The sequence below is a fragment of the Burkholderia sp. AU33423 genome (assembly GCF_002223135.1).
GTDB lineage: Bacteria > Pseudomonadota > Gammaproteobacteria > Burkholderiales > Burkholderiaceae > Burkholderia > Burkholderia lata_D.
Map to the genome: position 1 here is coordinate 1,361,050 of NZ_NKFH01000007.1, position 24,272 is coordinate 1,385,321.

Below are 24,272 nucleotides of genomic sequence, written 5' to 3' on the forward strand. Positions count from 1 at the left end.
ACTGCCACCGAGGGACCGAACATGAGATACGTGCGGAGTCGCAGTCACGACGAGGATGGGCCGGCTGTCTGGGACTTCAGTAGCTGCGCGCAATACGACTTGGGAGACATCGTCGGCTGGGTGAAGGGGGCACTTCCGGAGCTTCGGGCGGCGCTTGACGTTCATGGGGCCGTACTCTTGAAGGGGTTGTGCGGCATCTCGGCGGAAGACGAGATCGGTGCGGTATTTGCCGCTCTTGGTCAAGGCATGGACGACTACGTGGGCGGCAGTTCCCCGAGAACGCGGTTGGGGCCACGAGTATTCACTGCAACTGATCTTCCGGGCACATACAGCGTGGCGCTACACCAGGAGATGGCATATTTACCCATCTATCCGGCAGTGCTCGCTTTCTATTGCGCTACGCCGGCTGACGAAGGCGGTGCGACCACGCTGGCGAGCGCGCGAACCATAACGAAGCGTATTGATTGCGATGTTTTGAAACGCTTCGATGCGGGCGGCGTCGGTATCACGCGGGTTCTGCCGCCGGACGGTTCGATCCATCTGGCGAGTGGCGTTTCCAAGTCGTGGCAAGCCGTATTCGCGACGCGCGATCCGGACGTCGCAGTGGCGACCTGTGCGCGGCGTGGCTGGGATTGCGACTGGCTGTCGAACGGCGCATTGCGCGTGCACCATGGACATCTTCCGGCGATGCGGGTTCATGCGCGTACCGGCGAACGGGTGTGGTTCAATCAGGCACATTACTTTGCGCCGACCTGCATGGAGCAATGGGCGCGGGAGGATGCGCGCGCGACGAACCTCCGGCGGATTTCCCGCGCGGTACGCGCATCTCCCGAAATGCTCAACAGCGTTCGACATGCTGACGGGAATCTTGTTGCCGACGAAGACGTTCGCCACGTATGGGAGGTCCTCCGTGCATCCGAGCGGGAAGTCCGGTGGCAGGCCGGTGATCTCCTCATACTGGACAATGTACTCTGCCTCCACGGGCGACGCCCGTTCGCCGGCCAACGGATGCTTTATGCGGGACTCTTTGCGCACCTCGGAACGGACGAGTCGGACAAGATGGCTTGACGTCGCCGTTGTCGCAATGTCAATGCGCGGATAATGCCTTACGGCTGCTCTGACGACGGTATTTGCAGAACGCCCCCGTGTTCGGGGGCGGCATTTTCATGGAACAGGTCTCCGAGGTATTGTCGCAACTCGTGGCCCTGAACGAAATCTGGAATCTGGAAGTCGGCAGGTCGGCGTTTGCCATCCGCGCCGACATCGAATGCGCGCCATCGGGCGGGCTCGCGAACGATCGCCACGGTTCTTCCGAAAATGTTGAATCGATACGTGTTGTTCATGATGGAGAGGGAGGCCATTCAGGCTGATTTACTGGAATTGGTGAGTTGCGAGCCGGCGTCCGACGTCAATTGTCCGGCCAACACCAGCGCGCAGAGGCAGACAAGTGCGATGCCGATAAACGCTGGCAGGAAATCCACTGCGGCTATGCCGCGATGATCTTGTGCCCATCCTGATCCGGCGAGGAACAGCGCGCCGGCCGATACGCCAAGGTTCAGCGAAAATTGCTGGAATGCGGTCGCCAGACTGCTCGCATGCGTCACTTCCGTGGCCGGGATGTCGGCATAGGTGAGTGTATTCAGGCCGGCGAACTGAAGCGATCGCGCACATCCGCCCGCGAAGAGCAAGGCCACCACGATCCAGTAAGGTGTCGCCGGCGTCATGTATCCGAGCAGGCCGATGGATAGGGACGACAACGGGATGCTCCACAGCAATGCTCGGCGAAAGCCGTAGCGCGCCAGCACGAGGGGCGCTGCGGTTTTCAGCAGGATCGATCCAGCCGCAGGCACACAGGTCAGCAACCCTGATTCGAAAGGCGTCAGGCCGAAGCCAAGTTGTAACATCAGGGGGAGCAGGAACGGTGTTGCGCCCAGACCAATGCGAGCGAAGGCGCCACCGAGCACGCCGATGCGAAATGTTGGTATACGCAAGAGTGCCAGATGCAGCAGCGAGCGCGGCGTACGTCGAGCGTGCACTCGATAGGCGAAGAGTAAGGCGATACCGATGCCGCCGATGGTGAGCGACAGCAGGACCGGGATGAAACTCTGAGCGAGCGTCGCGGCGCAGAACATGGTCAGAGCGAGGCCCGACGCCGCGAGGCTGAAACCCGGCCAGTCGAACGGCAAGCTATGTTCGTCTCGATCGTTCTTGATCCACAAGGCGGCTGCCGCCATGCCGGCAAGGCCGATCGGCACATTGATGAGAAAGATGCAGCGCCAGGAAAAGTAGGTAGCGATAAAGCCGCCGATCGGTGGACCTAGCACCGGCCCGATTAAGGCCGGAATCGACAGATAGCTCAGCACCCGCACGGTATCCGTCTTCGCAATGGTTCTCAATACAATCATCTGAGCCGCCAGCGTCATCACGGAACCCCCGATGCCCTGCAGTAGCCTGGCGCCGACAAATTGGCCGAAGGACGATGACGAACCACATAAAATTGAGCTGCCGATGAAGGCGGCCATTGCCCAAAGAAAAGTGGTTCTTGTACCGAACCGACCGGCGATCCACCCCGACACTGGAATCGATACAGCGGCGCCAATCAGGTAAACCGATATGGCCATCTTGAGGTCGAGCGCGCTTACGCTCAATGTCGCGGATATTTTCGGTATTGCAGTGGAAATGACTGTCGCGTCGATCTGTTCCATTAGCAAGGAGCTGGCGGCAATTAGTGGAATGCCGAACGTTTGAGACTTTCGCATGCTGTATTCCGGGTAAGGTTGTGCCAGCCGATATCAATTCGTGGTCTGAATGACTTATTTTTGTCGGTCATCGATTAATCTATGCCGGGTCAACAGAGTACGCATGACGCTGCGGGTGATACCGAGCAACTGAGCCGCGCGAACCTGGTTGGCTCCACTGGCCCGGAGCGCGGTTTTGACCAGTAGGGCTTCGACGCTATTGAGAAGATTCGTTGGTGAGGCTGCGAGCAGTCGCTCCAGCTCCGCGCGAATGACATCGAGAGACTCGAGGCCGCTTGGCGTTCCAGCGGGCCGCGGAGGCGACTGGGGCGCCGCCGCGCTGCTGCGTTCCGGGGAGTCGCCGAGACCCGGACGGATGTGGAGGTGCTCGGGAAGAATCGCTCCGCCATCGGATTCGATCAATCCGCGATGCAGGACATTGGCGAGTTCGCGAATGTTGCCGGGCCATGAGTATGCGCACAATTTGGAAAGTGCTGCGACGGTGAGCGTCGCGTACTGCTTGCCCGTCGCAAGTGTAGCGCTTCGCAAAATATGATTTGCCAGCAATGGAATGTCTCCCGGCCGGGTTCGAAGCGGCGGCAGATAGATCTGGCCTGCGTTGAGACGAAAAAAGAGATCCTGTCGAAACACACCTGCGACGACCGCGTCGTCGAGGTTGACATTGGTCGCAGCGATGATTCGCAAATTGACCTTGATCGGCGATCGGGAGCCGACCCGGAACAGCTCGCCTTCCTGCAACACGCGCAACAACTTCACTTGGAGAGGCGCAGCGAGATCCCCCACTTCATCGAGAAACAGGGTGCCGTTATTTGCCACTTCGAACCAGCCTTGTCGTCGACTCGTTGCCCCTGTAAATGATCCGGCTTCATGCCCGAACAGCTCCGAGTCGGCCAGCTGTTCGCTGATCGCACCGCAATTCACGCCCACGAATGGGCCGGGCAGGTTGCTCGCATCGTGGATGAATCGTGCCACGACTTCCTTTCCGGTGCCGGTTTCGCCACCAATTAGGATCGGAAGCTTGCTTGGTGCCAAGCGGACCAAAGCTAGCCGGACCGACTCCGGAATTCCTTCGACGCATATTTTTTCTGATCTTTCATTGTGAAAAATCGTAATCCTTGCCGACTCCAGCTCATTGCATGGTTGACGATCAGTTGCATCCATGGGGTTTTTCTGGTTGGTTTGATCGATTTGATCATACGAATGCATTGTTGATTTTCAAATAACCAATTGTGATATATAAATATTAAGATTGGCCGTGGTGCCGTTTATACTATTTTGGGTGGCATAATCCACGCTTCTGGGCGTGCGTAAGTAGATCCTATATGGCGTGAGGGTCGTCAAGACCAGAGCCGTAAGCTTGGCGGCGGCAAGGCGGCTCGATGGAGAGGCATAACGGACGCAATCACGTTACCGGAGCAAATGCAGTGGACGCGATTCTGACGGTGCGCTGGATGGCGCTGTCCTCTACCCCGTGGAAGGTCGCGATTCAGGGAGAAGCCGGCCGCTCATTCATCAGCGCGCTGCCGGTGGACGTGTGATCGCAGGCCGTTCTCGATAAACAGATGCGGTCACTGTCCTCGCCAGTGCGCGTGAGGCTAGCCCAATTTCCGTCCCGGTCTTAGTTGGAAAATTCCGGCTCTTCGGGGCGGGCCGAATCGGCCCGATCGGTGCACTGGCGAGCGAATTCCGCCGGTGTCATCCACTGCAGCGCAGAATGAGGACGCGCCTCGTTGTAGTACTCGCGCCAGACCTCGATTTTGCGTCTGGCGTCCTCAAGCGACAAGAACCAATGTGCGTTGAGGCATTCCTCCCGAAAGCGTCCGTTGAATGATTCATTCTTCGCGTTGTCGGCCGGCTTGCCAGGACGCGAGAAGTCAATCTCTACGCCGTTCTCGTACGCCCATTTGTCGAGCGTATTCGAAATGAACTCGCTGCCATTGTCTGCCTCGATATAGCGTGGAAGCGGGCGATGCTGCGCAAGCCGGGTCAGCGCGGCGACAACGTGCTCGCCACGCAACGAGCCGTCGACCTCAATCGCCGGGCATTCTCGCGTGTAGTAGTCCACGATCGTGAGCGTGCGCAAGCGCCGACCATCAAACAGCGCGTCAGGGAAAATTTTGTGGGCCAGGGTCACCGATGTGAAGGGGGCGATGGTGGCGAATGTGCCGTCGCTCGTGATGATGAACACAGGATGCCCGTCGCTGTGCGGCGTATACCGGATGCGCCGGTCGGGAGCGGATATTGAGCACGAGAGCGATCAACTATCGATTGCAGGACATAAAGAGAGCTTTGGGTCACGTATCCGGATGTTCGAATAAAAAACACCAGTCTTGAGTGGGTATTGTGGATGTCTTGATAACCGGGGCGTCCAGGGCCGCATGTTAGTATCGCGCGATTCCCTCCGGAAACTGCAGCGAGTGATTGATCGTGAAAGCGAAGACGCGATTCAAGACGATATCCATAGTGATGGTTCCAGTCGTTGTGCTCGCCACCGCAGCCTATGGGTGGTCCAAGCCATCGAGTCAGCCTCCGATCACGTTCCCGAGTCCCCCCTCCCAATCTCAGGCAGAAGCGTTTGCACGTCAGGACGCGTTGCGCTATACGACCGACGAAGTTTGCGACGATTATCGGAACTGGCCAGTCGTCTACGATTTCGACGCGCCGGTGTACACCGAGACCAAATATACGCTGGCGTTGATGGAGGCGCTGGCCGATGCTGGATTCGTCACCAGGAGGGTTGTGCAGCACAGGAATGCCGGGCCCGTTCAGTTCTATCCGCACGAAAAGCGGATTTACGACATTGTTCCGCAAGCGAAGCCGTACGTGCGCGAACAGCGCAATCAAGCCGGACCATCCGGGGCCGGCGGTTCGTCGAAGGCCCTTTGCTTTGGGCGCTATGTGTACGATCACTTCACGTCGCTCGAGGCGGATTTATTTGTCGGCGATTCGTCGGACCGGTCGCGGATCAATGGGAGCGTCTACAAGGACCTTAATGGTGCGTACAGGACGGATGTCAGGTATTCGATACGGGCTGAGCGGGGATTCGAGGAGTGGGCAAATTCCATCGATATGCAGTTGCACGGACACAAGGTCCGTAACGAGGCCGAATATTATCCATTTCGCAGGCTCGGCGATATGACGATTTGGGGCGGGGGGCTGGAAAAGTATGTATCGCTGGAATATAGCGAAGGCAAATGGAAATTTGCCCCGAAACCGTGATTGAGGTGGCAATGCGCGATACCCGGTGGCGGGTCGTCCCCCGTATTCAGACATGGATCGGCATGTTGTATTCGGCGTTGGTGTTGATGTGCCCCATCCATGCCAACGCGTCAGGGGATCGATGTGGCTGGCTGGATCTATCGAGGAATTCGTCGAAGAACAATGCAATCGAGTTCCATGACAGCGAGCGGATCTGGATGATCGACAGGGAGGCCGGGCAATGGCCGGTCATTCGTCAGTCGGACATGTATCCGAATACGAGGAAGTCGTATACGTATTCATCGGTTCGCGAAGAGGATTATCTGACATGCGCGTGCATGGTATTCGAGTCCGTTGACGGCGGCGACGTGACGAAGATGCGCCGGGCACGCCTTATTCCGATTGATCGCTGTCTGCGCGACAAGAATTTATGGCAGCCGCCGGATTAGCGGGGGGCGGCTATTCAACGGTTGTGGCTCGATTAGGGTTGCCGTGGCGCCGCGGATCCAGGGCTGACATGAAGCGCGTACAGCTCGGACACGCTGACCGCCTTGCGGCTGCTGTGTTCCACCGAGCCTTCTTTCGTCCACAGAAACGGATAGAAGTTGAAGCATTGATCCGTCGTCAGATGCTGGACATCCGCTTGCCAGCCTGCCCAGCGCAAGCTCGCATAGAAGTCGTGCAGCTTCTCGCTGAGCAACCACCGCACGAAGTCGCTATACCCGACCTCGAGGGGCTCCCATCCCAAGGTGTCGGGTGCAAAGTAATACACCGAACCCGTGTCTTCCCCGAATGCGCCTCCGTTCAACGCGAAGAAGCCGCCGACGGCATCGTCTGCGATCAATAGGAAACCGGACGATCGCCCGGTGTTCCAGCCGACGATGTCTCTGAGCAGCCTGGGATGGCCTGAGCCAAGCAGACGAAGGTAGCCTCCATCCACCAGGATGCCGCCGGTCGAATAGGCGATTGCCCCCAGGGTCGAACGCGTGGATACCTGAAGTGCTGAAAGCACTTCGCCACGCCGATCAGATGGCGGCAGTATTTCGCAACGGTGACGGGCTGCTGCCGCCCATTCGATCAACGTCGGGAGCGCTGAATCGCGTTCGTTTCTCAGTTCGTCCAGCGGGCGCATATTGTTCTCCGGGTTGTTCGAGCGCAACCTCACCGCGCTCCGACCGATGACCGCAGCGCCGCACCGAGCGTGCGCAGCGCCTGCCGGGCCCGCGCATCGGTCAGGTTCGAGTAGAGCACTACGTCGCGCGCCGGCAAGGGCGGCAGCCCGTATCGCGCGCCCACGTCGACCGTCCCGGCAGGCGCTACGCGATGCCCGAGCGCGGCGACGGCCAGCCCCGCGGACACCGCCGCGCCGATCGTCGCCACGCCGCCGCCGACGAATACTTCCGTCCAGGCGACACGGGCCTCGTCCAGCGCGCCGATCGCCATGCGACGCACGCTGCACGGCTCGGCCTGCGTCGCGAGCCGCAGCGGTTGCGGCGGATGGTAGTCGAAATCGGTCGCGGCCATCCAGCCGAACGACTCCGACAGAAGAGTTTCCCCGTCGAGCCGCCGGCTGTCGTGCTGCAGCGCGACGGCGGCGTCGAGCTGGCCGCGGTCGAACGCATCGAGCACGTCGCGCGACGCGGCGACCCGGATCTCCAGCACGAGCCCCGGTTCCGCTTCGCTCATGCGCCGAAGCAGCATCGGCAGATCGGCGCCGACCACATGGTGGCTCACGCCGATCACCAGCCGCCGCTGGCCGGCGCCGAACGCGCCGACCGCACCCTGGTGGGCAGCCACGAGTTCGCGCGCGGGTTCCAGGAACGCGGTGCCGTCGGCCGACAGGCGAACCCGCCGAGGCGTGCGTTCCAGCAAACGGCGGCCGAGGCCGTCTTCCAGCCGCTTGATCTTCAGGCTCACCGCGGACTGCGTCGTGTCCATTGCCTCGGCGGCCCGCGTGAAGCTCTTGAGGTCGGCGGTCAGCACGAACGCCTGCACGGCTTCGATGTCGAGCGTTTTCATCGCGCATTCATCCATTACAGAAATGAATCATTGAAATATTCTGCCATCGTCTTTTCAAATGATTCAAGGTCTTCTACGCTGTTCTCGAGCAGTTCGGAATCTCCCTGTTCAATCCCAGGAGTCGATCATGCTGACCGCGTACTACGTGCACCGCCTGCCGGCGGACTACGACCTCGACATCATCCGCAATCGCGTGCGCGAGCGCGGCCGGCTCTGGGACGACACGCCGGATCTCGTGTTCAAGGGGTTTCTGCTGCGCGAGGCAGGCCGCTACGGTGCGACGGAAAACGGCTATGCATCGCTCTATCTGTGGCGCAATGAACAGGCGTTCGCCGGGTTCGTCACGGACGGCCGCTACCGGGTCGTGACGGACAGTTTCGGACGCGCGCCGATCGACGTGCAGGTCGCGCTCGATGCGCGCAAGGGCAGCGCGTCGACGGGACGCTTCGTGCGGCTGGAAGCCATCGACATTCCGGCGGACGCCGACCTCGATGCGACGCTGGCACAGGAGGTCGAGCGCAATCGCGACGTGGCGGCGCGGCAGGGTACGGTCGCGGCCGCCGTCAGCCTCGATCCGCTGCGCTGGCGGCTGACGCGAGTACACGTCTCGGAGCGCGAGCCGGACGACCGCAGCGCGGGCACGGTGTACCAGATCCTGCATCTGGCCAGGCCGTTGCTCGATACGCTCGAAGGGAGCGGGGTGTGATGGCCGGCGTTACGTTCCGATCGCGGGCCGGGCCGGCGGGTGGGGCAAGCGGCCCGGCATCCGCGCGATTGCCGGCCGGCCTGGTGGTCGCCGCGCATCTGGCCGGGATGGCGGCGGGGATCGCCGCGATTGCCGCGCTCGCGACGGTGCTGGCGCTGTTGTTCCGGTAAGGGGCGCCTTTGCGGATGAGTGAATACGGAAGCGCCGCGCACGACGCACGCGGCGCTTCCGGCGGGTGATGACCGCTCAGTGCCCCTGCAACCGGATATCCCGCGACGACGCACCGACGTACACCGTCCCGCCCGGCACCACGCGCCAGCCGTTACGCGACGTATCCCACACGCTCTGCATGCGCGGCGACACGGTCACGCGCACACGCCGCGTCTCGCCCGGATTCAGCCGGATCTTCTCCCAGCCGACCAGCCGCTTCGGCGGTTCGTCCTTGTACGGCACGCCGAGATAGACCTGCGGCGTTTCCGCGCCGGCGACGCGCCCGTCGTTACGCACCGTGAACGCGACGCTCAGCGATCCGTCCCATTGCTTCGACACCGACAGCCCCGAATACGCGAAGTGCGTGTACGACAGCCCGTAGCCGAACTCGAACATCGGCTTGATGTTGCGCGCGTCATACCAGCGATAGCCCATGTTCAGCTTTTCCGCATAGACGGGATCGTTGTCGAACGCGCCGTTTTGCCCCCAGGTCGGCGAATCCTGGTCGCGCGCGGGGAACGTGACGGGCAGCTTGCCGGACGGATTGACCGCGCCGAACAGCACGTTCGCGATCGCCTTGCCGCCGGCTTCGCCCGGATACCACGCCTCGACGATCGCGGAGACCTGGTCCTTCCACGGCATCAGCACCGGGTTGCCGCTCTGGACGACGACGATCGTGTGCGGATTCGCGCGCGCGACGGCTTCGACGAGCGCATCCTGGTTCGACGGGTTCGCGAGGCTCAGGCTCTGGAGATCACCGAAATCCTCGCCGGCCGGCTGCGTGACCACGACGATCGCGACATCCGAACGGCCCGCGAGTGCCGCGGCCTGGTCGATCTCCTGCTGCGTATACGCGCGGAATGGCGACTGCTGATCGCTGTTGCCGGCATACGTGACCTGCGCGGCCGGCGCGAGCGCGCGGATCGCCGCGACGATCGGCACGTCCACCTTCAGCCACGGATTGCGCCACCAGCTGCACCCCGTCGATGACCCGAACGTGAGGCCGCCGCATCCCGCGAACGATCCCGATACGGGGTCGCGCGTGTTGCCCGAGCCGCCGCCGGACAGCACGGCCGCATCGGCATGGCCGCCGATCACGGCGATACGCGACAGCGCCGACGCGGCGAGCGGCAACTGGTTGCCGTCGTTCTTCAGCAGCACGATCGACTGCTCGGACGCGGCCTGCGCGAACCGGTTCGCGGCGCTGAAATCGATCGTGCCGCCGCCCTTGGCCGGATCGTCCATCACGCCGACGCGGATCATCACCGCGAGCTTGCGCCGCACCATGTCGTCGAGGCGCGCGGTCGACACCGAGCCGTTCGCGATGGCCTGCTTGACGGCCGCTGGTGTGAGGTACACGGTCGATCCGACGTCTTCCTCCTCGTCGAGCCCAGCGTTGATCGCGGCGGCGGTGCTGTGCGTCGCGCCCCAGTCGGATTGCACCTGGCCCTGGAAGCCCCATTCGTTCTTCAGCACGTCGTTCAGCAGGTGAGGGTTCTCGCAGGCATACGTGCCGTTCAGGCGGTTGTAGCTGCACATCACGCTGCCGGGCCGCCCGCGCTTCGCGGCGATCTCGAACGGCAGCAGGTAGAGCTCGCGCAGCGTGCGTTCGTCGATCTGCGTGTTGCCGCCCATGCGGCCGTGCTCCTGCTCGTTGCCGGCGTAGTGCTTGATGGTCGCGATGACTTTCTGCCGCTGCGTGGCGAGCGTGCGTTCGGCGAGCAGGTCGCCGGCCAGCAGCGGATCCTCCCCGAGATACTCGAACAGGCGGCCGCCGCGCGGCTCGCGTGCGAGGTTGGTGCCGCCGGCGAGGCCCATGCCGAATCCTTGCGCGCGCAACTGGGTCGCGACCTGCTTGCCGTAGTCGTACGACAGGCGGCGATCCCAGCTCGCGGCGACGGCAATCGTCGCGGGGAACGTCGTGCTGGCCTGCGACGTGCTGCCGGAACCCGTCGCCGAATCGACCATGTTCAGGTCGGGAATGCCGAGGCGCGGCACGCCCTGGATGTAGCCGGCGCCGCCGCCCGGCACCTTTGACATTTCGTATTGCGAATGAATGAATTGAAGTTTTTCGTCGAGCGTCATCTTGCGCACGAGCAGGTCAGCGCGCCGAACCGCCGCGGCGGACGCGAACGCATCGGTCGCGTCGCCCTGCGCGTTGAAATCGGCGTCGCCCGCGTAGGCGCTGGTGCAGAGGGTCGCTGCCAGCACGACGGCCGGCCAGAGTGTGTCCCGCATGTTGCTCTCCATGATCGTATTGCCGGTTGTTCGGATGATGTCTGGAGCTGCGCACGTCCGGTGGATTCGCACCGGACGCCATTGGCCGGCAATGCTGGGTGGTTGCGCGTCGGCATGCCGGGCCAGGCGGGGAATCGTTACGGCCGGTTGGGCCCGATCGAACATCGAGGACGGCAACGCGGACCGCCCGGCGCTGCCGAATCGGATGTAGCGATTCTCTGCAGCGACCAATCGTACAAATGTAGTTTGACTACAGCATCGGTGTTTCTACCGATATGTCCGATCTTTCTTCGGTAGGGGCGCGCAGCCGGGTGGAAAGACGGTCAACGTTCCCGATGGCGGGGGTGTGGTCGGGTAAGAAGTACCTGGGTGCAGGCGCTTTTGCACGGTCATGTGGTGACGCGCATGTTCCATTTCGTTGCGTACGCATCTAACCGGGCTTCGATCATTTCGAGCATTGTTTGTCGAGAATGCCGCTTTGATTCCGAGGCTGGGGAAATAGGGGCCGTGCCGAGTCCAACGCGGCGGGCCCGCACTCGTGCGAGGTGTTGAGTAAGGTTGATCACATATCTACCGTGCCGGACGGTGTTCAATCGAGTATTGCCGTGCGCGTTGTCCCACTGTGATCGTCATGCGCGAATCGTGTACCGATGACGCTACCGGATGCGATCGACCGGATGGGTTCGCGACCGGGGCGCGGGTGCGTGTACATGTGGCAACCGAGACGAAGGTATTCGTGCCGGGCGAAGTGCCCCGTCCGGCGACGCTTCCCTTGACCGACGAACAATGAATCCTGGCGAAGCGCCTGGCCACGCGGGTGGCGTTGGATACACGGCGGATCCGTGCGGGGCGCGGCGGGCCCGGTAGCCGAGTGCGGGTCTACACGTCGACGGGCGCGCGTCAGCATCGTTCACGCGAGTCGCGCGGTCAGGCAGGGCGGCCGAGCACGATCGGCGGCAAACCTTGCGTGGCCGTGGCGCCGCAAGTCCGGGAAGGCGCGTTTGGTAAATGTAATGTGCCGTACGAAATATGTCGGGATTGAGTGGCCTAATCGTCGATATTCGAGCGGGCCGCCGTGTCTGGCGTGCCAAGCTGATCCGCGGGGAAGGAACGGAAATGTAACGTCATCCGACCAAAAAATTACCAAGACCAAACTCAACCCAGAGGCGCTTGCCGGTCAGGCGATCCTCGACAGGCACTCGCCGGACCCGGTCGGGCATGCGGGTGTTTTCACATACAGGCGTTTTCGTGGGAACCCAAATCGATACGCAAGGACGGAGCCGGTTACGGGGAATCGGCTCGCATCGTCGCAACGTCAGTCGTTCCCGATTGGCTTTATGCGGCCGAGCGCACCTGCAGCCTCGTAGTGGCCGCAAGTTGACGTTCGTCCGGACGCACGTGCAGTCGTTTCCGGTACCCGGATGCCTGCTTCGCGGCATGCGGCAGGCATCCAGCAGCGCATCGGGCCATCAGGTGTACAGCGCAAGGACCGGATCATGACACCCATTCAGTTCAACGGATGTGTCGGCTGGTTTCACGCAGGCCATCGCCCGCACGGCATCGTGATTTGCGAGCCGCTCGGTCACGAGGCGCTCTGGCTTCACAAACTCGTGCGCGCGCTCGCCGAGCATCTCGCCGATCGCGGCTTTCCGGTGCTGCGATTCCACTATCCGGCGAGCGGCGACTCGCTGGGCGACGAACACGACGCTGACCGCTTCGAACACATGCTCGCGAGCGTTCGGCATGCCGTCGATGCGTTGCGCGAGCGTGTCGCGTCGGACACGCTGACGCTCGTCGGCGTGCGCGCCGGTGCCGCATTGGCGCTCCTCGCCGCGGACGGCATCCCCGGGTTCACGCGCTTCGTCGCGCTGGCGCCCGTGGTGCGCGGCCGCGGCTACCTGCGCGAGCTTTCTCTCGTCGCGCAACGCTGGCTCGATAATGTGCCGCCGGCCGTGCGGGATGCGATTCGGGAGGAGCAGCCTCTCCACGTGCTCGGACACGCGTATCCCGATGATCTCGTCGCGGCACTCCGAGGCATCAACCTGTGCGAGTCTGCGGAACGATTTCAGGCATTGCCGGCGCGCGCGTTGCTCGTCGATGCGCCGTACGGCGACGCGCCTGCCCTGTCGGACGCGCTGCAGGCACGCGCTGTTTCGGTCGATGTTCGGACCTGCGCCGATTGGGGCGGCCTCATGAGGGAGCCGGTGTGGTCGCGGCTACCCGACGGATTGCTCGACACGGTTGCGAACTGGATCGACGACGGTTCCGATGCGGCCGTTCGCGTTTCCGTGCGGGATGCCGAGCCAGCCGTGACGCTGACCGGGGAGGGCAGTATCGAACGGATGATCTCCGTGGGGCCAGGGCGCTTGGTCGGTGTGCTGTGCGAACCGGCCGGCAGCACCCGACGCGCTGCCGCGCCGACCCTGTTGATTACCAATACGGCGGCCAATCCGCATGTCGCCGACGGTCGTTTTGCGGTTCGACTTGCGCGGTCGCTCGCGGCATCGGGTATCAGCAGCCTGCGTATCGATTCGAGCGGCATCGGTGACAGCGGCCCGCGTGCGAGAGACGATCAGTCGGACATTCCGTATTCGGATCAGGTGATTGTCGATATCGCATCCGCAGCGGACTGGCTGAAGGAGCAGGGGCATCGCGAGATCGTTGCGTTCGGGATTTGCTCTGGCGCGTACGCGTCGCTTCATGCCGCCGCGCGCGAGCATTTCGCTGGCGTGATTGCGGTCAATCTTCCGGTTTTCATATGGCCACGCGGAGAAACGCTCGCGAATGTCGTCAATAACCAGACAAACTCGATGCGCGGCTATTGGGCATCGCTGCGCAGCCGCCACAAGCTGCGTCGACTGCTGCTCGAAGGGCGCGACCTGCGGCCGGTCCTGCGTGCCGTGTTTCGTTTGGTCGCGGGCGTCATGACCGTGCCCGTCAAGCGTGCCGGCGAGCATTTCGGCTGGCGGCCGGGTCACGAGACGCCTCGGGGATTGCTGCATGACATGTCGGCCGGCGGCATCCGTACCCATCTCATCTACGGCACATTCGATACGGGCGTCGACGCGCTCGTTCGGCATTTCGGCCCCGCATCCCGTGCGTTCGCGCGTTGGCCGAACGTATCCGTCGACATGCAGGACGCGCTCGACCATTCGTTGTACGGCAACGCCGCTGCGCAGTACGTCGTCACCCGTTGCGCCGAGCTGCTTGCGTGCTGGTACGCGCCGGCCGAATTCGCGGTACCCGCGCAACCGGAACACGCGCCTTCATGACGTTCGCGCAGATGTCGCACGCAGGCGCGACCGGGCGGCGATCGCCGCGTCTCTCCCGGGCGAGCGTCTCGGGAGCGCGGCTCCGGGGCGTCGGCCGGTGGTGGTTTCGGCAAAGTCTCCCGCTAACGTAACCGGACGAACAGATCCGCCGCTTCGGTCACCTTATCCTGACGGTGTCGAGTTTTCGTGGGGTTGCCAGTTCGCAAGCGCCATCGCGACTCCATCCAGGAATGACAATGAAGCAAGCGTGTCGGGCACATCGAAAGTGGGGCAGGCATCACCGCCAGCGGGTAACGCACTCGCGACATTGCGTCCACCGAGGTCGATCGTGATGCATGTGCTGGTGATCAACGACTTCGTTCGGAAGGGCGGCGGCGAGGAAGTGTACCGGGTGTCCATCGACGTGCTTCGTGCTTGCCACGGCGTCGTGGTCGAAACCTTCGACGAGCGTGCATTGCCCGATGTCGGCGGCAGCGGGCGCGCACGCGCATGGTCACGTTCCGCCGCACGTGCGCTCCTCACGCTGCTCGATCGATTTCGCCCGCAACGCATCCTCGTGCACAATTACCACAACCTGCTGTCGAGCGCGATTCTGCCCGTGCTCGCTCGCTACAAGCGGCACTCGGGATGCGGTCTGTTCATGACCGCGCACGATTACCATTTGTTGTTCTACAACCCGAGCCTGCTGATCTATCCCCGCGGACGCGCGCAACCGTTGCCGATCGACCAGCTGCATCGCGGCCGGCGCATCGCGCTTGCGGCGAGCCCGCGCGGTTTTCTTCACGATGTCGCGAAGAAGCTGCACTGGCATGCGGTCAATGCGCTTTTCGATCCGCTTGGCCTGTTCGACGAGATTCTCTGTCCGAGTCCGTTCATGCGCGACCTCATTGCGCAGTGTGGCCGAACACGCGCGACACTGGTGCCGAATCCGATCGATTCGACGCTGATTCCCCATCCGCCCAAACCCCTCCGGGGCGATCGCCTCGATCTGGCGTTCGTCGGTCGTGTGGACGCGGACAAGGGCCTCGGTCGGTTTCTCGCGCTCATGAGCGAAGCGGCCGGCGATGCGATTGCGTCGCTGACCGTCTACGGCGACGGAGCGGAGCGGGCCGACCTGGAGAAACAGTACGCGACACTCGTCGAGTCGGGGCGGCTGCGTTTCGCCGGGCGCCTCGATCATGCAACGTTGTTCGCCGCGCTACCCAGGCACGATGCGCTCGTGTTGCCGTCGATCTGGGTGGAAAATGCCCCCCTCGTGATCGTCGAGGCGGCGATGCTCGGCCTGCCGGCGCTCGTGCACGACATCGGAAGCCTATCGACCTTTGGCGACGAGATCGGCAACAAGATTCTCTACCGGAGCACGTCCGAAGGCATCGCGCGCGCGCTCGCCGAACTGCGCGCGCATCTCGATAGCGACAATCGTCACTACGACTGGTCGCGTTACTCGGTCGAACGCTACGCGTCGTCGCTGCGTGCCGTACTCGGCATCGGTAGGGGTGTACCGTGAACGTGGGCACATTGACAGCCGCGGCACACTGTTTACTCTCAGCCCAGAAAGCACGATGACCGCTGTCCGAAAAAATTTCGCCTTGTTGTTCGCATTGCAAATCTCGACGTACGTCGTGCCGCTCGTCACGTTGCCCCTGTTGACGCGCGTGCTCGGCCCCCTGCAATACGGGCGGTTGTCGTTCGTGCTGGCGGTGACAACGTATTTCATCAATCTGGCCAATTACAGCTTCGACCTGACCGCGACGCCCCGTGTCGCGCTGGCGGACAGCAGGGTGGAACGATCCCGGATTTTCTGGGCAACGGTGTGCGCCCAATGGGCGATCACGATCGCCGGCTTCGCCGTACTCGTCGTCCTGACCCTGCTCATCCCGCATTTCGCGGCAGAACGCACGGCCCTGCTGATCGCGTTCGGGATGGCGGTGGGTGCCGCGCTCACGCCGGGCTGGTACTTTCAGGGAATCCAGAAGTTGAGCGTCTACAGTGCCACGGTGGTCGTATACCGTGGATGCAGTGTCGTTGCCTTCTTCATGTGGGTGCGCACGCCGGACGATCTCCTGCACGCGGTTGCCATCAACGCGGCGGTGCCGTTGCTGTGCGGGGTGACGCTGCTTGCGTACCTGTTCTTCCGTCGCGAGGTCGAAAGTGTCCGCGTGCGGTTCGCCGACATCGCGGCCGCCCTGAAAGGCGGCTCGCAGGTATTTCTGGCATCGACGTCGATCTCGTTCTACGCGTCGACCAATACCGTTCTGCTGAGTATCGTCTCTGGTAGTGTCGCCGCCGGCTATTTTGCCGCGGGTGACAAGTTGATTCGGGCCGCAGTCGGTCTGCTTCAACCGCTGAGAGCCGCAACCTATCCACACGTGACATACCTGATGCATCACGCCCGTGACGACGCGTTTGCGTTCTTGCGAAAGCTGATCGTCCTGCAGGGCGCGTTGGTGCTGGCCATGTCGGCAACGATTTACGCCTGCGCGCCGTTCGTCGTTCGGATCCTGTACGGCAGCTCGTTTGCGCCGACGGTCGGCGTACTGCGTTGCCTGGCGCTGGTGCCGTTCATGGCATGCATGACGGATCTGTTCGGTGTTCAAACCATGTTGCCGATGGGCATGAAGCGCGCCTTCAGCATCATCCTGATCTCGTCCGGCGTGTTGAACGTGACACTGCTGCCGCCGCTTGCCATGCTGTTCGCGGAGCGCGGGGCGGCTATTGCGGTGTTGATCGCCGAAACGGCCGTCGCTGTCGCGCTCGCGTATGTACTCTGTCGTGACCGGGTCGGCCTGATCAATCTGTCGGCGCGTTCGGGCTGACGCGATTCGCGCGCTGTCGCGGCGGAGATGGCAGCGTGGCGCGTTGGACTCGCCATCCTTCCACGCCGCTGCCAGTGTGAGAGGCGAGTCGACAGGCGTCGCCGTTGCCGTCCCGCCGAAATGCCGATTATTTGGTGACAAGTGCCCCGGTCAATCCCGCGCTGATCGCCGGCAGCAACAGGTTCAGCACGCGGCTCGCGCGGACCAGCCCGGTGTTGTCGACATACACGATATCCTTCGACGCGAGCGGAAACTGATTCGCGAGCAGCATCGAGACGGGCGACTTCAGGTCGAGGTGAAAGATGACCGGCTCGCTGTCGCCGGCCTTGCGCAGCACGAAAACCTGCTGGGCGTTCGATGTCTGCTGGTTGAGCTGGCCGGCCTCCGAAAGCGCCGCACTCAATGTGAGCGAGCCGTCGCGTTGGGGTGGCACGGCCAGCGGCTTGTTCACTTCACCCATGACGTAGACGGGATTGTCGTCGCGAGCACCCACATGCAACAGGTCGCCAGGCTGCAGCATGATGGTGGCGGGACTTTTGCCGGTCTTCATCATCTGCGCGACATTCACCGGATAGATCTCGCCGTTGCGAGTGACCGTCACGCGACTCTGATCCGCGGTCGGCGCAAAGCCGCCCGCGCGATTGACCGCTTCGACCAGGGTCATCGGAATATCGTTGATCGTCTGCGAGCCGGGGGCGCGTACTTCGCCGTCGACATACACTTGCTCGGCACGGAACGATGCCACACGAACGGTCACTTGCGGTTTGACGAACACCTTCCGGAGTTCGGCATCGAGTTCCCGCTGGACCTGCGCCGCGGTCTTTCCGGCCGCACGGATCGGTCGGGTCACGTAGGGAAACTGCACGTTGCCGTCGCTATCCACAACGAAACCAGGCGCTGCGTCGGAGGCCTTCGTGTTCTGAGTCGGCTGGCCGACAGCGGCAGCAAATTCGGGGTGGTCCCACACCGTGATTTGCAGCACGTCACCCGGGCCAAGCTTGTAGCTGCTCGGCTTGCCGAGCAAATTCCCCGGGACCGACAACGGGGTACGGTGCTTCTGCTCCGTGTGAATCTGGTTGATCAGCGTCAGATCGATCTGCTTGACCGGGACCTTCATGTCACTGGTCACGTCGCCATCGTCGTTGGTCGTGACCGGCAATGCAGCCCGCTCTGCCATGTGCTGGCCGGGCGCAAACGCACACGCCGAAAGCAGGGTGGCCATCGCCAGGGAGAGCGCGGCGCGCATTCGACGCACCGCAGGGTCGTTCTGTTTCAGCGCGAGCGCATCGAATAGCAGGGGGCTGTTCATATCGTCATTCAACATGGTAAGCCGGCCGTTCGGCCGGCGGGATAGTCCTGTATTTAGAAACAATTTAAATAAATTTGATACTCGTCGTCCTTTCAGGTCAGAAGATTTTTCATCTCGACACCCCGATATCGATGGTTCTGTGTCGCCTTTTTTGATAGAGATCGTCAAAACGAGGTGGCGCGATGAATGACATGAAAAGACGTGCTCACGTCATATGTCTGATTGCGCCGTCAAGCCACAGTATTGTCATGGATTGCCGGAAGCGGAAACAGCGCCTACTCAACATAGCACGAGACAGGTTGGCAACCCAGTGATTCGCACCGCCAGTGCTTATTAATGTAAGCCATCGCACTTAGCGCGCCGGGCATTTATCGCATAGTGATCGCGACAAGCAGAATCATTGGTGTTCCTGCGGCAACGGTTCAGTGACGTACTTTCTACCGACCTGTGGTCGGCAGCAGGGCAGGCGCGCGGGATGGCACGACCTGGTAAGCGTCGCGCGGCACGCATGGCCGAGCGCACGCGCCGCCACGCGAAGCCTGGCAAGGTGGCAATTTGGGAGTTTTTGCATGGCATTGGATCGACCTTCGCCTAATGGGTACCGGGACGGAGCGGGAAATATTTCTCGCGACGCGTCCCGCTTTACACTGGCCGAATTGCTCGAAAACGTATTTTATTATCGACGGGCGTTTATTTCCGTTTTTCTGGGGTGTCTGCTGCTGGCATTTTTATATGCCATTTCGGCGACGCCGATTTACTCTGTTGACACGCTGATACAGGTCCAGGAAAACAAGCATAGTGCGCTGGGTTCGCTCTCCGAGATTTCGAACGCATTGGATATTCAGAATTCTGCCGTAGTCGGCGAAATCGATATCGCCCGCTCGCGCACGGTTGTCACCCAGGCGATCGAGGCAACCGCGGCGCAGGCGGAAGTTTCAGTCAGTAATCGGATTCCGCTCGTCGCGGGTTTGCTTGGTTCGATCCTGTCGAAAGATGCGAATGGCCTCGTCATTCCGTTGTTCAATACCCCGTTCTGGGCGTGGGGCGGTGAACGCATCGAATTCACCAGGTTCGACGTCCCGGATGCACAGCTCGGCAAGAAGTTGGAGTTCGATTATCTCGACGGCGATCGATTCGTGTTGAAAGACAGCGATGGTCAAGAGGTGTTGAAGGGGGTAATCGGCACGCCGAGCGAAGGTAACGGTTATCGCGTGAATGTGTCGCGGATCGTGGCGCGCGCCGGTACGGAGTTCCGTGTACGGCGGGTTGCCACGCCCGTGCGACTCGACGCCATCCTGACCAAGTTGACCGGGGCGGAAACGAAACGCCAGTCGGGCATCATGCAGCTCAATCTCGAGGATCCCGATCCGGTGTTTGCTGCGCGACTGCTCAACGCCATTGCCGCGGCTTATCTGGATGTCAACGCGAAGAGGCGTTCGGAGGATGCCGAGCGCAGCCAGGCATTCCTCGACGCGCAACTGCCGGCCGTGAAGGCGCGGCTGGAACAGGCGGAGCAGGCGCTGAACACGTTCCGCAATGCGCAAGGGTCGATCGATTCGCAGGGCGATGTCAGGCTGCTCATTGATCAATTGGCGCTTGTCGACAAGGCGCGGCTCGAAGCCAAGCTCGAGTATCAGGACCTGTCATCCAAGTATGTTGCCGGACAACCCCAGCTCGCGGCCGTCGTCAACAAGCTGAAGACGCTCGATCAGCAGTCGGCCGAACTGAAAAGCAAAGTGGCGCACTTGCCGTCGCAGCAGCAGACGTATTTGCGTTTGGCGCGGGACGTCGAAGTCAATAACCAGCTATATGTCGGCTTGCTGAACAACACGCAGCAGTTGCAGATTGCGAAAGCAGGCACGGTCGGCAACGCGTCCATCATCGACAAGGCCGATGTGAGCGACAAGCCGATTCGCCCGAAGCGAATGCTCGTGATCGTGTTGGGCGCGGTGGTCGGACTGATACTGGGCGTTGCCGTGGCACAAGGCTATGCATTGTGTTTCGCGCGTGTTCGTGATCCGAAGCATCTGGAATCGATGGTGGGCGTTCCGCTGCTTGGCGTAGTCCCGTCATCGCCTCAACAGATCGAGGCCGACTCGAACGGCAGGCCTGCTTTCATGGCCGTGAGGGAGCACCCCGATACGCCGTTTGCCGAAGCGATCGCAGATCTGGCCTTGCTGTTGCATTGCAAGACGACCACCGGGCGCGGCGGCGCAAAGACCGTTCTGATTACGTCTCCCGAGCCGGGGCAGGGCAAGTCGATGATCGCCGCCAATCTTGCCTGTCTGTCCGCGGACAGCGGCGTCAAGACCTTGCTTGTGCGTGCCCATGCAGGCCAGGCAAGCATCGAGCGATGCTTGCCGGTGAAAGTCGAGAAGTGTTTGTCGGATGTGCTGAAAGGCTCGCTCGATCTCAAGAAGGTGATCTCGCGCGTTCATGACAATCTTGACGTGCTGCCCGCCGGAGCAGAGGGCAAGCCTTTGCGGAACCTGTACGGCACCGAGAAGCTGGAGGCGCTGTTCACTTCACTGCGAGGCGCATACGACCTGATCATCGTGGACGCGCCATTGGCTCATCCGGCCGCAAACGTCGCCATGTTGTCGAGGTTCGCCGACATCACGTTGATGGTGGTGCGGCAGGGTTCGGTCAGCTCCGCCGGCGTGGAGGAGGCGATCGAGAACCTGAAGAAGTTCGGCGCGGATGTGGATGGCCTGGTGTTCAACGGCTTCGAGCCTTCACCGTTCCGCTACGGCTATTACGCGAACGCGCGTCGACCTGCGAAGGAAACCCGGACGCAGAGCAATCCTCGTCATGTCCCATCCGAGACGTTTTTGTTCAGGGCATGGGCGCGAGTAAGAAAGGAGTTGCTCAGGAACGTTGCGTGATGTCGATTGGCACGGAGTGCAACTGCATGGTGCAGGTGCGTGAAGGAAGGAACGAATTTCGGGTTGAGGCACGATGGGTAAGGTGACGGGAACACTGGGAGGCAACGGCGGCTTCGTATCCGCTACCGGCGTGATCGTATTGACGTTATTCACGCTGGCATTGCTGTTCAACGCGGTGATGCCGGCGCTCGGAATGGCGAAGTCGAGCGCCTTGTGTACGTTGCTGTTGGCAACACTCGGCCTCGTCGGCCTGGTCAAGTCTCGTCCGGTGTTCGCCGTGTCGATGCTTTACGTGCTGGCGATCGGAATGACCGCATTCCTTGCAGGCGTGGGCTTGGAGGACGGCGGCTACCTGACGGAAACCGATGTCATCGGTGACGCGACCGGGGCCTTCAGCCGGCTCCTGTCGTTCTACCTGATCTTTGTCGTCTGTGCGCTCGTTGCCTTCAGTCGATTTCTGGACGAGCGCCCGGTCCGAGCGTCGATCAAGGCGCGGATAGCCTTGCAACCGATCAGCATCGCGATGGGGTTCGGGCTCGCGGCGACGATTATCGCGATCGGTGTGATCGCCGGTCTGACGTCAGGGTTCTCGTTGTTTTCCGGCATCAATCGATATGCGCTGCGGAATGATTCATCGAACGGGATGATGTTCAACCTGTTCCTGAACAATCAGTCGTTCATGGGTTTTCTGCTGGGCACCATCGCCACCAGTTCCGACAAGCGCATCCGCGTGGCGGCGATCCTGACGATGGCTGTCGACCTGGCGCTCAATGTGATGCATGGCGAGCAATTCATGGCAGTGCTGCACATCGGGCTGTGCTCGCTTGCTCCGTTTATTTCGATTCACGCGATGAACGGCAAGCCGGTTGTTCGTTATCTGGGTATCGGTGCGGGCCTGGCGCTATTGCTGGGCGCCGTCTCCATCGTTTACTCCTACAGGGGGCAGGGGCTTGAAGTGGCCGATATGCTCTCTTCGCGCTTCCTGCTGCAGGGCCAGCCGTGGTACGTGGTCGACAACGATGCCCAACTGTTCATGGCACCGAGGCTCGGTGGCACGGATGCATTCTGGCGTTTCGTGAACTCGCTCGGTTCCTGGACCATGCCAACGTTTTTCGACGAATCCGAACCGAGTGGCTTGCGTGACTTGATGAAGTCGTACACCGAACCGAGCGTTCTCCGGGCCTACATGTTCGACGACGTCACCTTCACGATGGGGAATATGGCCGTGCCCGTGTACTGGTTCGGCTATGCCGGGGGCGCGCTCTTTGTCGCGATGACGGGCCTGGTGTACGGCGCTCTCGGTGCGCTGCAGATCTTGGTTGCGATGCGCGGCGGGGTCGTGATGCTATGGCTGATGGCGAAGGTCTTTTCATATGCGACCTTCGCCGTCCAGCAAGGCGAATACTGGATGATGTTCGGCTCGCGTACGGTTTTTTATGCGCTTCTCGCGCTCGCCTGGTGGTATTGGGTCGATGCGAAGCATTCAAACCTCGAATGAACCGCGCCAGGTTATTCCGAGGCCTTTCGTCAAGCGCATGTTGTCGTCGGTCACGGTGTGGGCCGCGAGAAGGTTGTCGACGCACGCTCGGCCATCACTCGTTTGTGAACCGGTGCAATGCGTCTCTGTCTGCTTCGTCAATGTCGGAAACGGCGTTTCCGATCGCGTATGCGAGCAGCCTTGTGTCTTGAGTCATCATCATTCCCGTCATGTCAAAAGCGAAGCATTCGGAGCGGTTTGACCATATCGACGCGATGCGTGCCGTTGCGGTGATCCTCGTCATCTGGACGCACTATGCTGAGCGGTTCGTCCCCCTTGCCGGCTCACAGTATGTGCTTGACTCCCTGCAACGCTCCGTGAATTTCGGAAGAATCGGAGTCGTCCTTTTCTTCGCGATCAGCGGCATGCTGATTCCAACCAGCCTGCACGGCGAGATCGGCGCGGGCACGAAGCGCTTCCTCATTCGACGATTCTTTCGACTGTATCCCGCATATTGGCTGGCGCTTCCTGCCGGGTATTTCGTTCACTGGTATTTGTTCGACAAAAGAATGGACGTCCATGGCGTTCTGGCCAATGTGACCATGATTCCGGTGGCGTTTGGGGAAAGTCTGATCCTGCCTCATGGCTGGACGCTGGAAACCGAACTGTATTTCTACGGGTTGTGTCTGATCCTGTTCTGGTGCGGGGCGCTTCACCGAATGCTCCATCTGTGCCTCGTCACGATCGGGCTATGCGGACTATTCGTGTTGACGCTCAAGTTGCAGCTCTTCCCGGCTGATCTGCTCAGTCAGTACAAGACCATGCCGTATCATCTCGGCATCATGTTCTGGGGCGCCTGCTTTCGCATGGCCTATGACAATCCTTCGCAGGTGCTGCGTGTCAGATTGGCCGGAAGCGGTGTGCTGTCTCGACTATCGCTGACTTATAGGTCGGCGGTCGCCTGTGTGACGATACCGGTCGTCGGCATTGCGCTGGCGGGGGCCATCGAGGATTGGCGACATCACAACGCGTTTCATCTTCCTATCTCGCTCGCTTACATGATCGGCATCGCGACCTTCGCGATACTGGCAACCTTGCTGAAGCTTCGTATCCGTCTGCTTTCATGGATCGGCAAGATCAGTTACTCGATCTACCTGTTGCACAGTCTTCCGCTGTTCGTGGCGTTCTGGTTGTGTCAGCGTTTCCACATCGCTGGATGGCCGCTTGGTCTTTACATGATCGTCCCGATGGTGCCTTTGATTCCATTGTCGTGGGCCGGCTACCGACTCTGTGAGGCGCCGTTCGTGAAGCTTGCGCGTACGCTCACGTCGCGCCGGGGGAGCCGCGTGTTCGCATCGGGTGATGCGACCGGCTGATTCCCGG

The 24,272-nt window shown here is 61.5% G+C and carries 18 protein-coding genes and 1 pseudogene; 11 read left to right on the forward strand and 8 right to left on the reverse strand.

Annotated elements, in window-relative coordinates:
* The first annotated feature begins 99 nt into the window (after positions 1–99).
* Positions 100–1,068, forward strand: a complete 969-nt coding sequence (locus tag CFB50_RS24720) for a TauD/TfdA family dioxygenase (protein ID WP_179254221.1) — start codon at positions 100–102, stop codon at positions 1,066–1,068.
* A 38-nt stretch (positions 1,069–1,106) separates the two neighbouring features.
* Here CFB50_RS24720 and CFB50_RS40635 read toward each other — a convergent pair whose 3' ends face one another.
* The 4 genes and pseudogenes from CFB50_RS40635 to CFB50_RS24740 form a co-directional block, all read right to left on the reverse strand.
* On the reverse strand, positions 1,107–1,361 hold the full coding sequence (locus CFB50_RS40635; RefSeq protein WP_420480882.1) for a DUF7661 family protein: 255 nt from the start codon (positions 1,359–1,361) through the stop codon (positions 1,107–1,109).
* Complete coding sequence (locus CFB50_RS24730) at positions 1,362–2,759, reverse strand: MFS transporter (RefSeq protein ID WP_069251389.1); 1,398 nt, start codon at positions 2,757–2,759, stop codon at positions 1,362–1,364.
* Positions 2,760–2,813: 54 nt separating this feature from the next.
* On the reverse strand, positions 2,814–3,965 hold the full coding sequence (locus CFB50_RS24735) for a sigma 54-interacting transcriptional regulator (RefSeq protein WP_197523866.1): 1,152 nt from the start codon (positions 3,963–3,965) through the stop codon (positions 2,814–2,816).
* A gap of 412 nt (positions 3,966–4,377) precedes the next feature.
* Positions 4,378–4,866, reverse strand: a pseudogene (locus CFB50_RS24740) (integrase core domain-containing protein); the annotation flags it as partial.
* 320 nt (positions 4,867–5,186) lie between these two features.
* Between CFB50_RS24740 and CFB50_RS24745 the strand changes: the two are divergent.
* Positions 5,187–5,978, forward strand: a complete 792-nt coding sequence (locus tag CFB50_RS24745; protein WP_144020690.1) for a hypothetical protein — start codon at positions 5,187–5,189, stop codon at positions 5,976–5,978.
* 11 nt (positions 5,979–5,989) lie between these two features.
* A complete protein-coding gene (locus CFB50_RS24750; RefSeq protein WP_179254222.1) occupies positions 5,990–6,406 on the forward strand; it encodes a DUF4087 domain-containing protein in 417 nt (138 codons plus the stop codon).
* Between the two features lie 32 nt (positions 6,407–6,438).
* On the opposite strand, the gene CFB50_RS24755 is transcribed toward CFB50_RS24750, so the two are convergent.
* Positions 6,439–7,089, reverse strand: a complete 651-nt coding sequence (locus tag CFB50_RS24755; protein ID WP_069252911.1) for a DUF2625 domain-containing protein — start codon at positions 7,087–7,089, stop codon at positions 6,439–6,441.
* Positions 7,090–7,118: 29 nt separating this feature from the next.
* Complete coding sequence (locus tag CFB50_RS24760) at positions 7,119–7,976, reverse strand: LysR family transcriptional regulator (protein WP_069252912.1); 858 nt, start codon at positions 7,974–7,976, stop codon at positions 7,119–7,121.
* Positions 7,977–8,103: 127 nt separating this feature from the next.
* Here CFB50_RS24760 and CFB50_RS24765 point away from each other — a divergent pair, with 127 nt between their 5' ends.
* Positions 8,104–8,682 carry a DUF4865 family protein gene (locus CFB50_RS24765; protein WP_069251393.1) on the forward strand — a complete coding sequence of 193 codons (579 nt, stop codon included), beginning with the start codon at positions 8,104–8,106 and terminating at the stop codon, positions 8,680–8,682.
* The gene (locus CFB50_RS39620) at positions 8,682–8,852 is read left to right on the forward strand and encodes a hypothetical protein (RefSeq protein WP_179254223.1); all 171 of its coding nucleotides are present in this window, start codon (positions 8,682–8,684) and stop codon (positions 8,850–8,852) included. The genes CFB50_RS24765 and CFB50_RS39620 overlap by 1 nt, the downstream gene beginning before the upstream one ends.
* Before the next feature lie 76 nt (positions 8,853–8,928).
* On the opposite strand, the gene CFB50_RS24770 is transcribed toward CFB50_RS39620, so the two are convergent.
* A complete protein-coding gene (locus CFB50_RS24770) occupies positions 8,929–11,130 on the reverse strand; it encodes a glycoside hydrolase family 3 C-terminal domain-containing protein (protein ID WP_069252913.1) in 2,202 nt (733 codons plus the stop codon).
* A gap of 1,496 nt (positions 11,131–12,626) precedes the next feature.
* Between CFB50_RS24770 and CFB50_RS24775 the strand changes: the two genes are divergently transcribed.
* The 3 genes from CFB50_RS24775 (at position 12,627) to CFB50_RS24785 (ending at position 17,218) form a co-directional block, all read left to right on the forward strand.
* Complete coding sequence (locus CFB50_RS24775) at positions 12,627–14,402, forward strand: serine aminopeptidase domain-containing protein (protein ID WP_069251394.1); 1,776 nt, start codon at positions 12,627–12,629, stop codon at positions 14,400–14,402.
* A gap of 331 nt (positions 14,403–14,733) precedes the next feature.
* Positions 14,734–15,909: a glycosyltransferase family 4 protein gene (locus CFB50_RS24780; protein WP_069251395.1), complete on the forward strand. Its 1,176-nt coding sequence runs from the start codon at positions 14,734–14,736 to the stop codon at positions 15,907–15,909.
* 55 nt (positions 15,910–15,964) lie between these two features.
* Entirely contained in the window at positions 15,965–17,218 is a 1,254-nt protein-coding gene (locus CFB50_RS24785; protein WP_089447493.1) for a flippase, read from the forward strand.
* Between the two features lie 127 nt (positions 17,219–17,345).
* Here CFB50_RS24785 and CFB50_RS24790 read toward each other — a convergent pair whose 3' ends face one another.
* Positions 17,346–18,527, reverse strand: coding sequence for a polysaccharide biosynthesis/export family protein (locus CFB50_RS24790; protein ID WP_069252914.1), 1,182 nt, complete (start codon positions 18,525–18,527; stop codon positions 17,346–17,348).
* A 569-nt stretch (positions 18,528–19,096) separates the two neighbouring features.
* On the opposite strand from CFB50_RS24790, the gene CFB50_RS24795 reads away from it, so the two are divergent.
* From CFB50_RS24795 to CFB50_RS24805, 3 genes are all read left to right on the forward strand, one after another.
* A complete protein-coding gene (locus CFB50_RS24795; protein WP_069251397.1) occupies positions 19,097–21,412 on the forward strand; it encodes a GNVR domain-containing protein in 2,316 nt (771 codons plus the stop codon).
* A 73-nt stretch (positions 21,413–21,485) separates the two neighbouring features.
* Positions 21,486–22,910 (forward strand): DUF6418 domain-containing protein, encoded by a 1,425-nt coding sequence (locus CFB50_RS24800; RefSeq protein ID WP_069251398.1) that lies wholly within the window; start codon positions 21,486–21,488, stop codon positions 22,908–22,910.
* A 209-nt stretch (positions 22,911–23,119) separates the two neighbouring features.
* Complete coding sequence (locus tag CFB50_RS24805; protein WP_069251399.1) at positions 23,120–24,265, forward strand: acyltransferase family protein; 1,146 nt, start codon at positions 23,120–23,122, stop codon at positions 24,263–24,265.
* The last annotated feature ends 7 nt before the right edge of the window (positions 24,266–24,272 follow it).

Bases quoted from the DNA above. Each gene is read 5' to 3' on its own strand.
- CFB50_RS40635 (WP_420480882.1), bottom strand. From the start codon at position 1,361: ATGGCCTCCCTCTCCATCATGAACAACACGTATCGATTCAACATTTTC.
- CFB50_RS24730 (WP_069251389.1), bottom strand. From the start codon at position 2,759: ATGCGAAAGTCTCAAACGTTCGGCATTCCACTAATTGCCGCCAGCTCC.
- CFB50_RS24735 (WP_197523866.1), bottom strand. From the start codon at position 3,965: ATGCATTCGTATGATCAAATCGATCAAACCAACCAGAAAAACCCCATG.
- CFB50_RS24750 (WP_179254222.1), top strand. From the start codon at position 5,990: ATGCGCGATACCCGGTGGCGGGTCGTCCCCCGTATTCAGACATGGATC.
- CFB50_RS24755 (WP_069252911.1), bottom strand. From the start codon at position 7,089: ATGCGCCCGCTGGACGAACTGAGAAACGAACGCGATTCAGCGCTCCCG.
- CFB50_RS24760 (WP_069252912.1), bottom strand. From the start codon at position 7,976: ATGAAAACGCTCGACATCGAAGCCGTGCAGGCGTTCGTGCTGACCGCC.
- CFB50_RS24765 (WP_069251393.1), top strand. From the start codon at position 8,104: ATGCTGACCGCGTACTACGTGCACCGCCTGCCGGCGGACTACGACCTC.
- CFB50_RS39620 (WP_179254223.1), top strand. From the start codon at position 8,682: ATGGCCGGCGTTACGTTCCGATCGCGGGCCGGGCCGGCGGGTGGGGCA.
- CFB50_RS24770 (WP_069252913.1), bottom strand. From the start codon at position 11,130: ATGCGGGACACACTCTGGCCGGCCGTCGTGCTGGCAGCGACCCTCTGC.
- CFB50_RS24775 (WP_069251394.1), top strand. From the start codon at position 12,627: ATGACACCCATTCAGTTCAACGGATGTGTCGGCTGGTTTCACGCAGGC.
- CFB50_RS24780 (WP_069251395.1), top strand. From the start codon at position 14,734: ATGCATGTGCTGGTGATCAACGACTTCGTTCGGAAGGGCGGCGGCGAG.
- CFB50_RS24785 (WP_089447493.1), top strand. From the start codon at position 15,965: ATGACCGCTGTCCGAAAAAATTTCGCCTTGTTGTTCGCATTGCAAATC.
- CFB50_RS24790 (WP_069252914.1), bottom strand. From the start codon at position 18,527: ATGAACAGCCCCCTGCTATTCGATGCGCTCGCGCTGAAACAGAACGAC.
- CFB50_RS24795 (WP_069251397.1), top strand. From the start codon at position 19,097: ATGGCATTGGATCGACCTTCGCCTAATGGGTACCGGGACGGAGCGGGA.
- CFB50_RS24800 (WP_069251398.1), top strand. From the start codon at position 21,486: ATGGGTAAGGTGACGGGAACACTGGGAGGCAACGGCGGCTTCGTATCC.
- CFB50_RS24805 (WP_069251399.1), top strand. From the start codon at position 23,120: ATGTCAAAAGCGAAGCATTCGGAGCGGTTTGACCATATCGACGCGATG.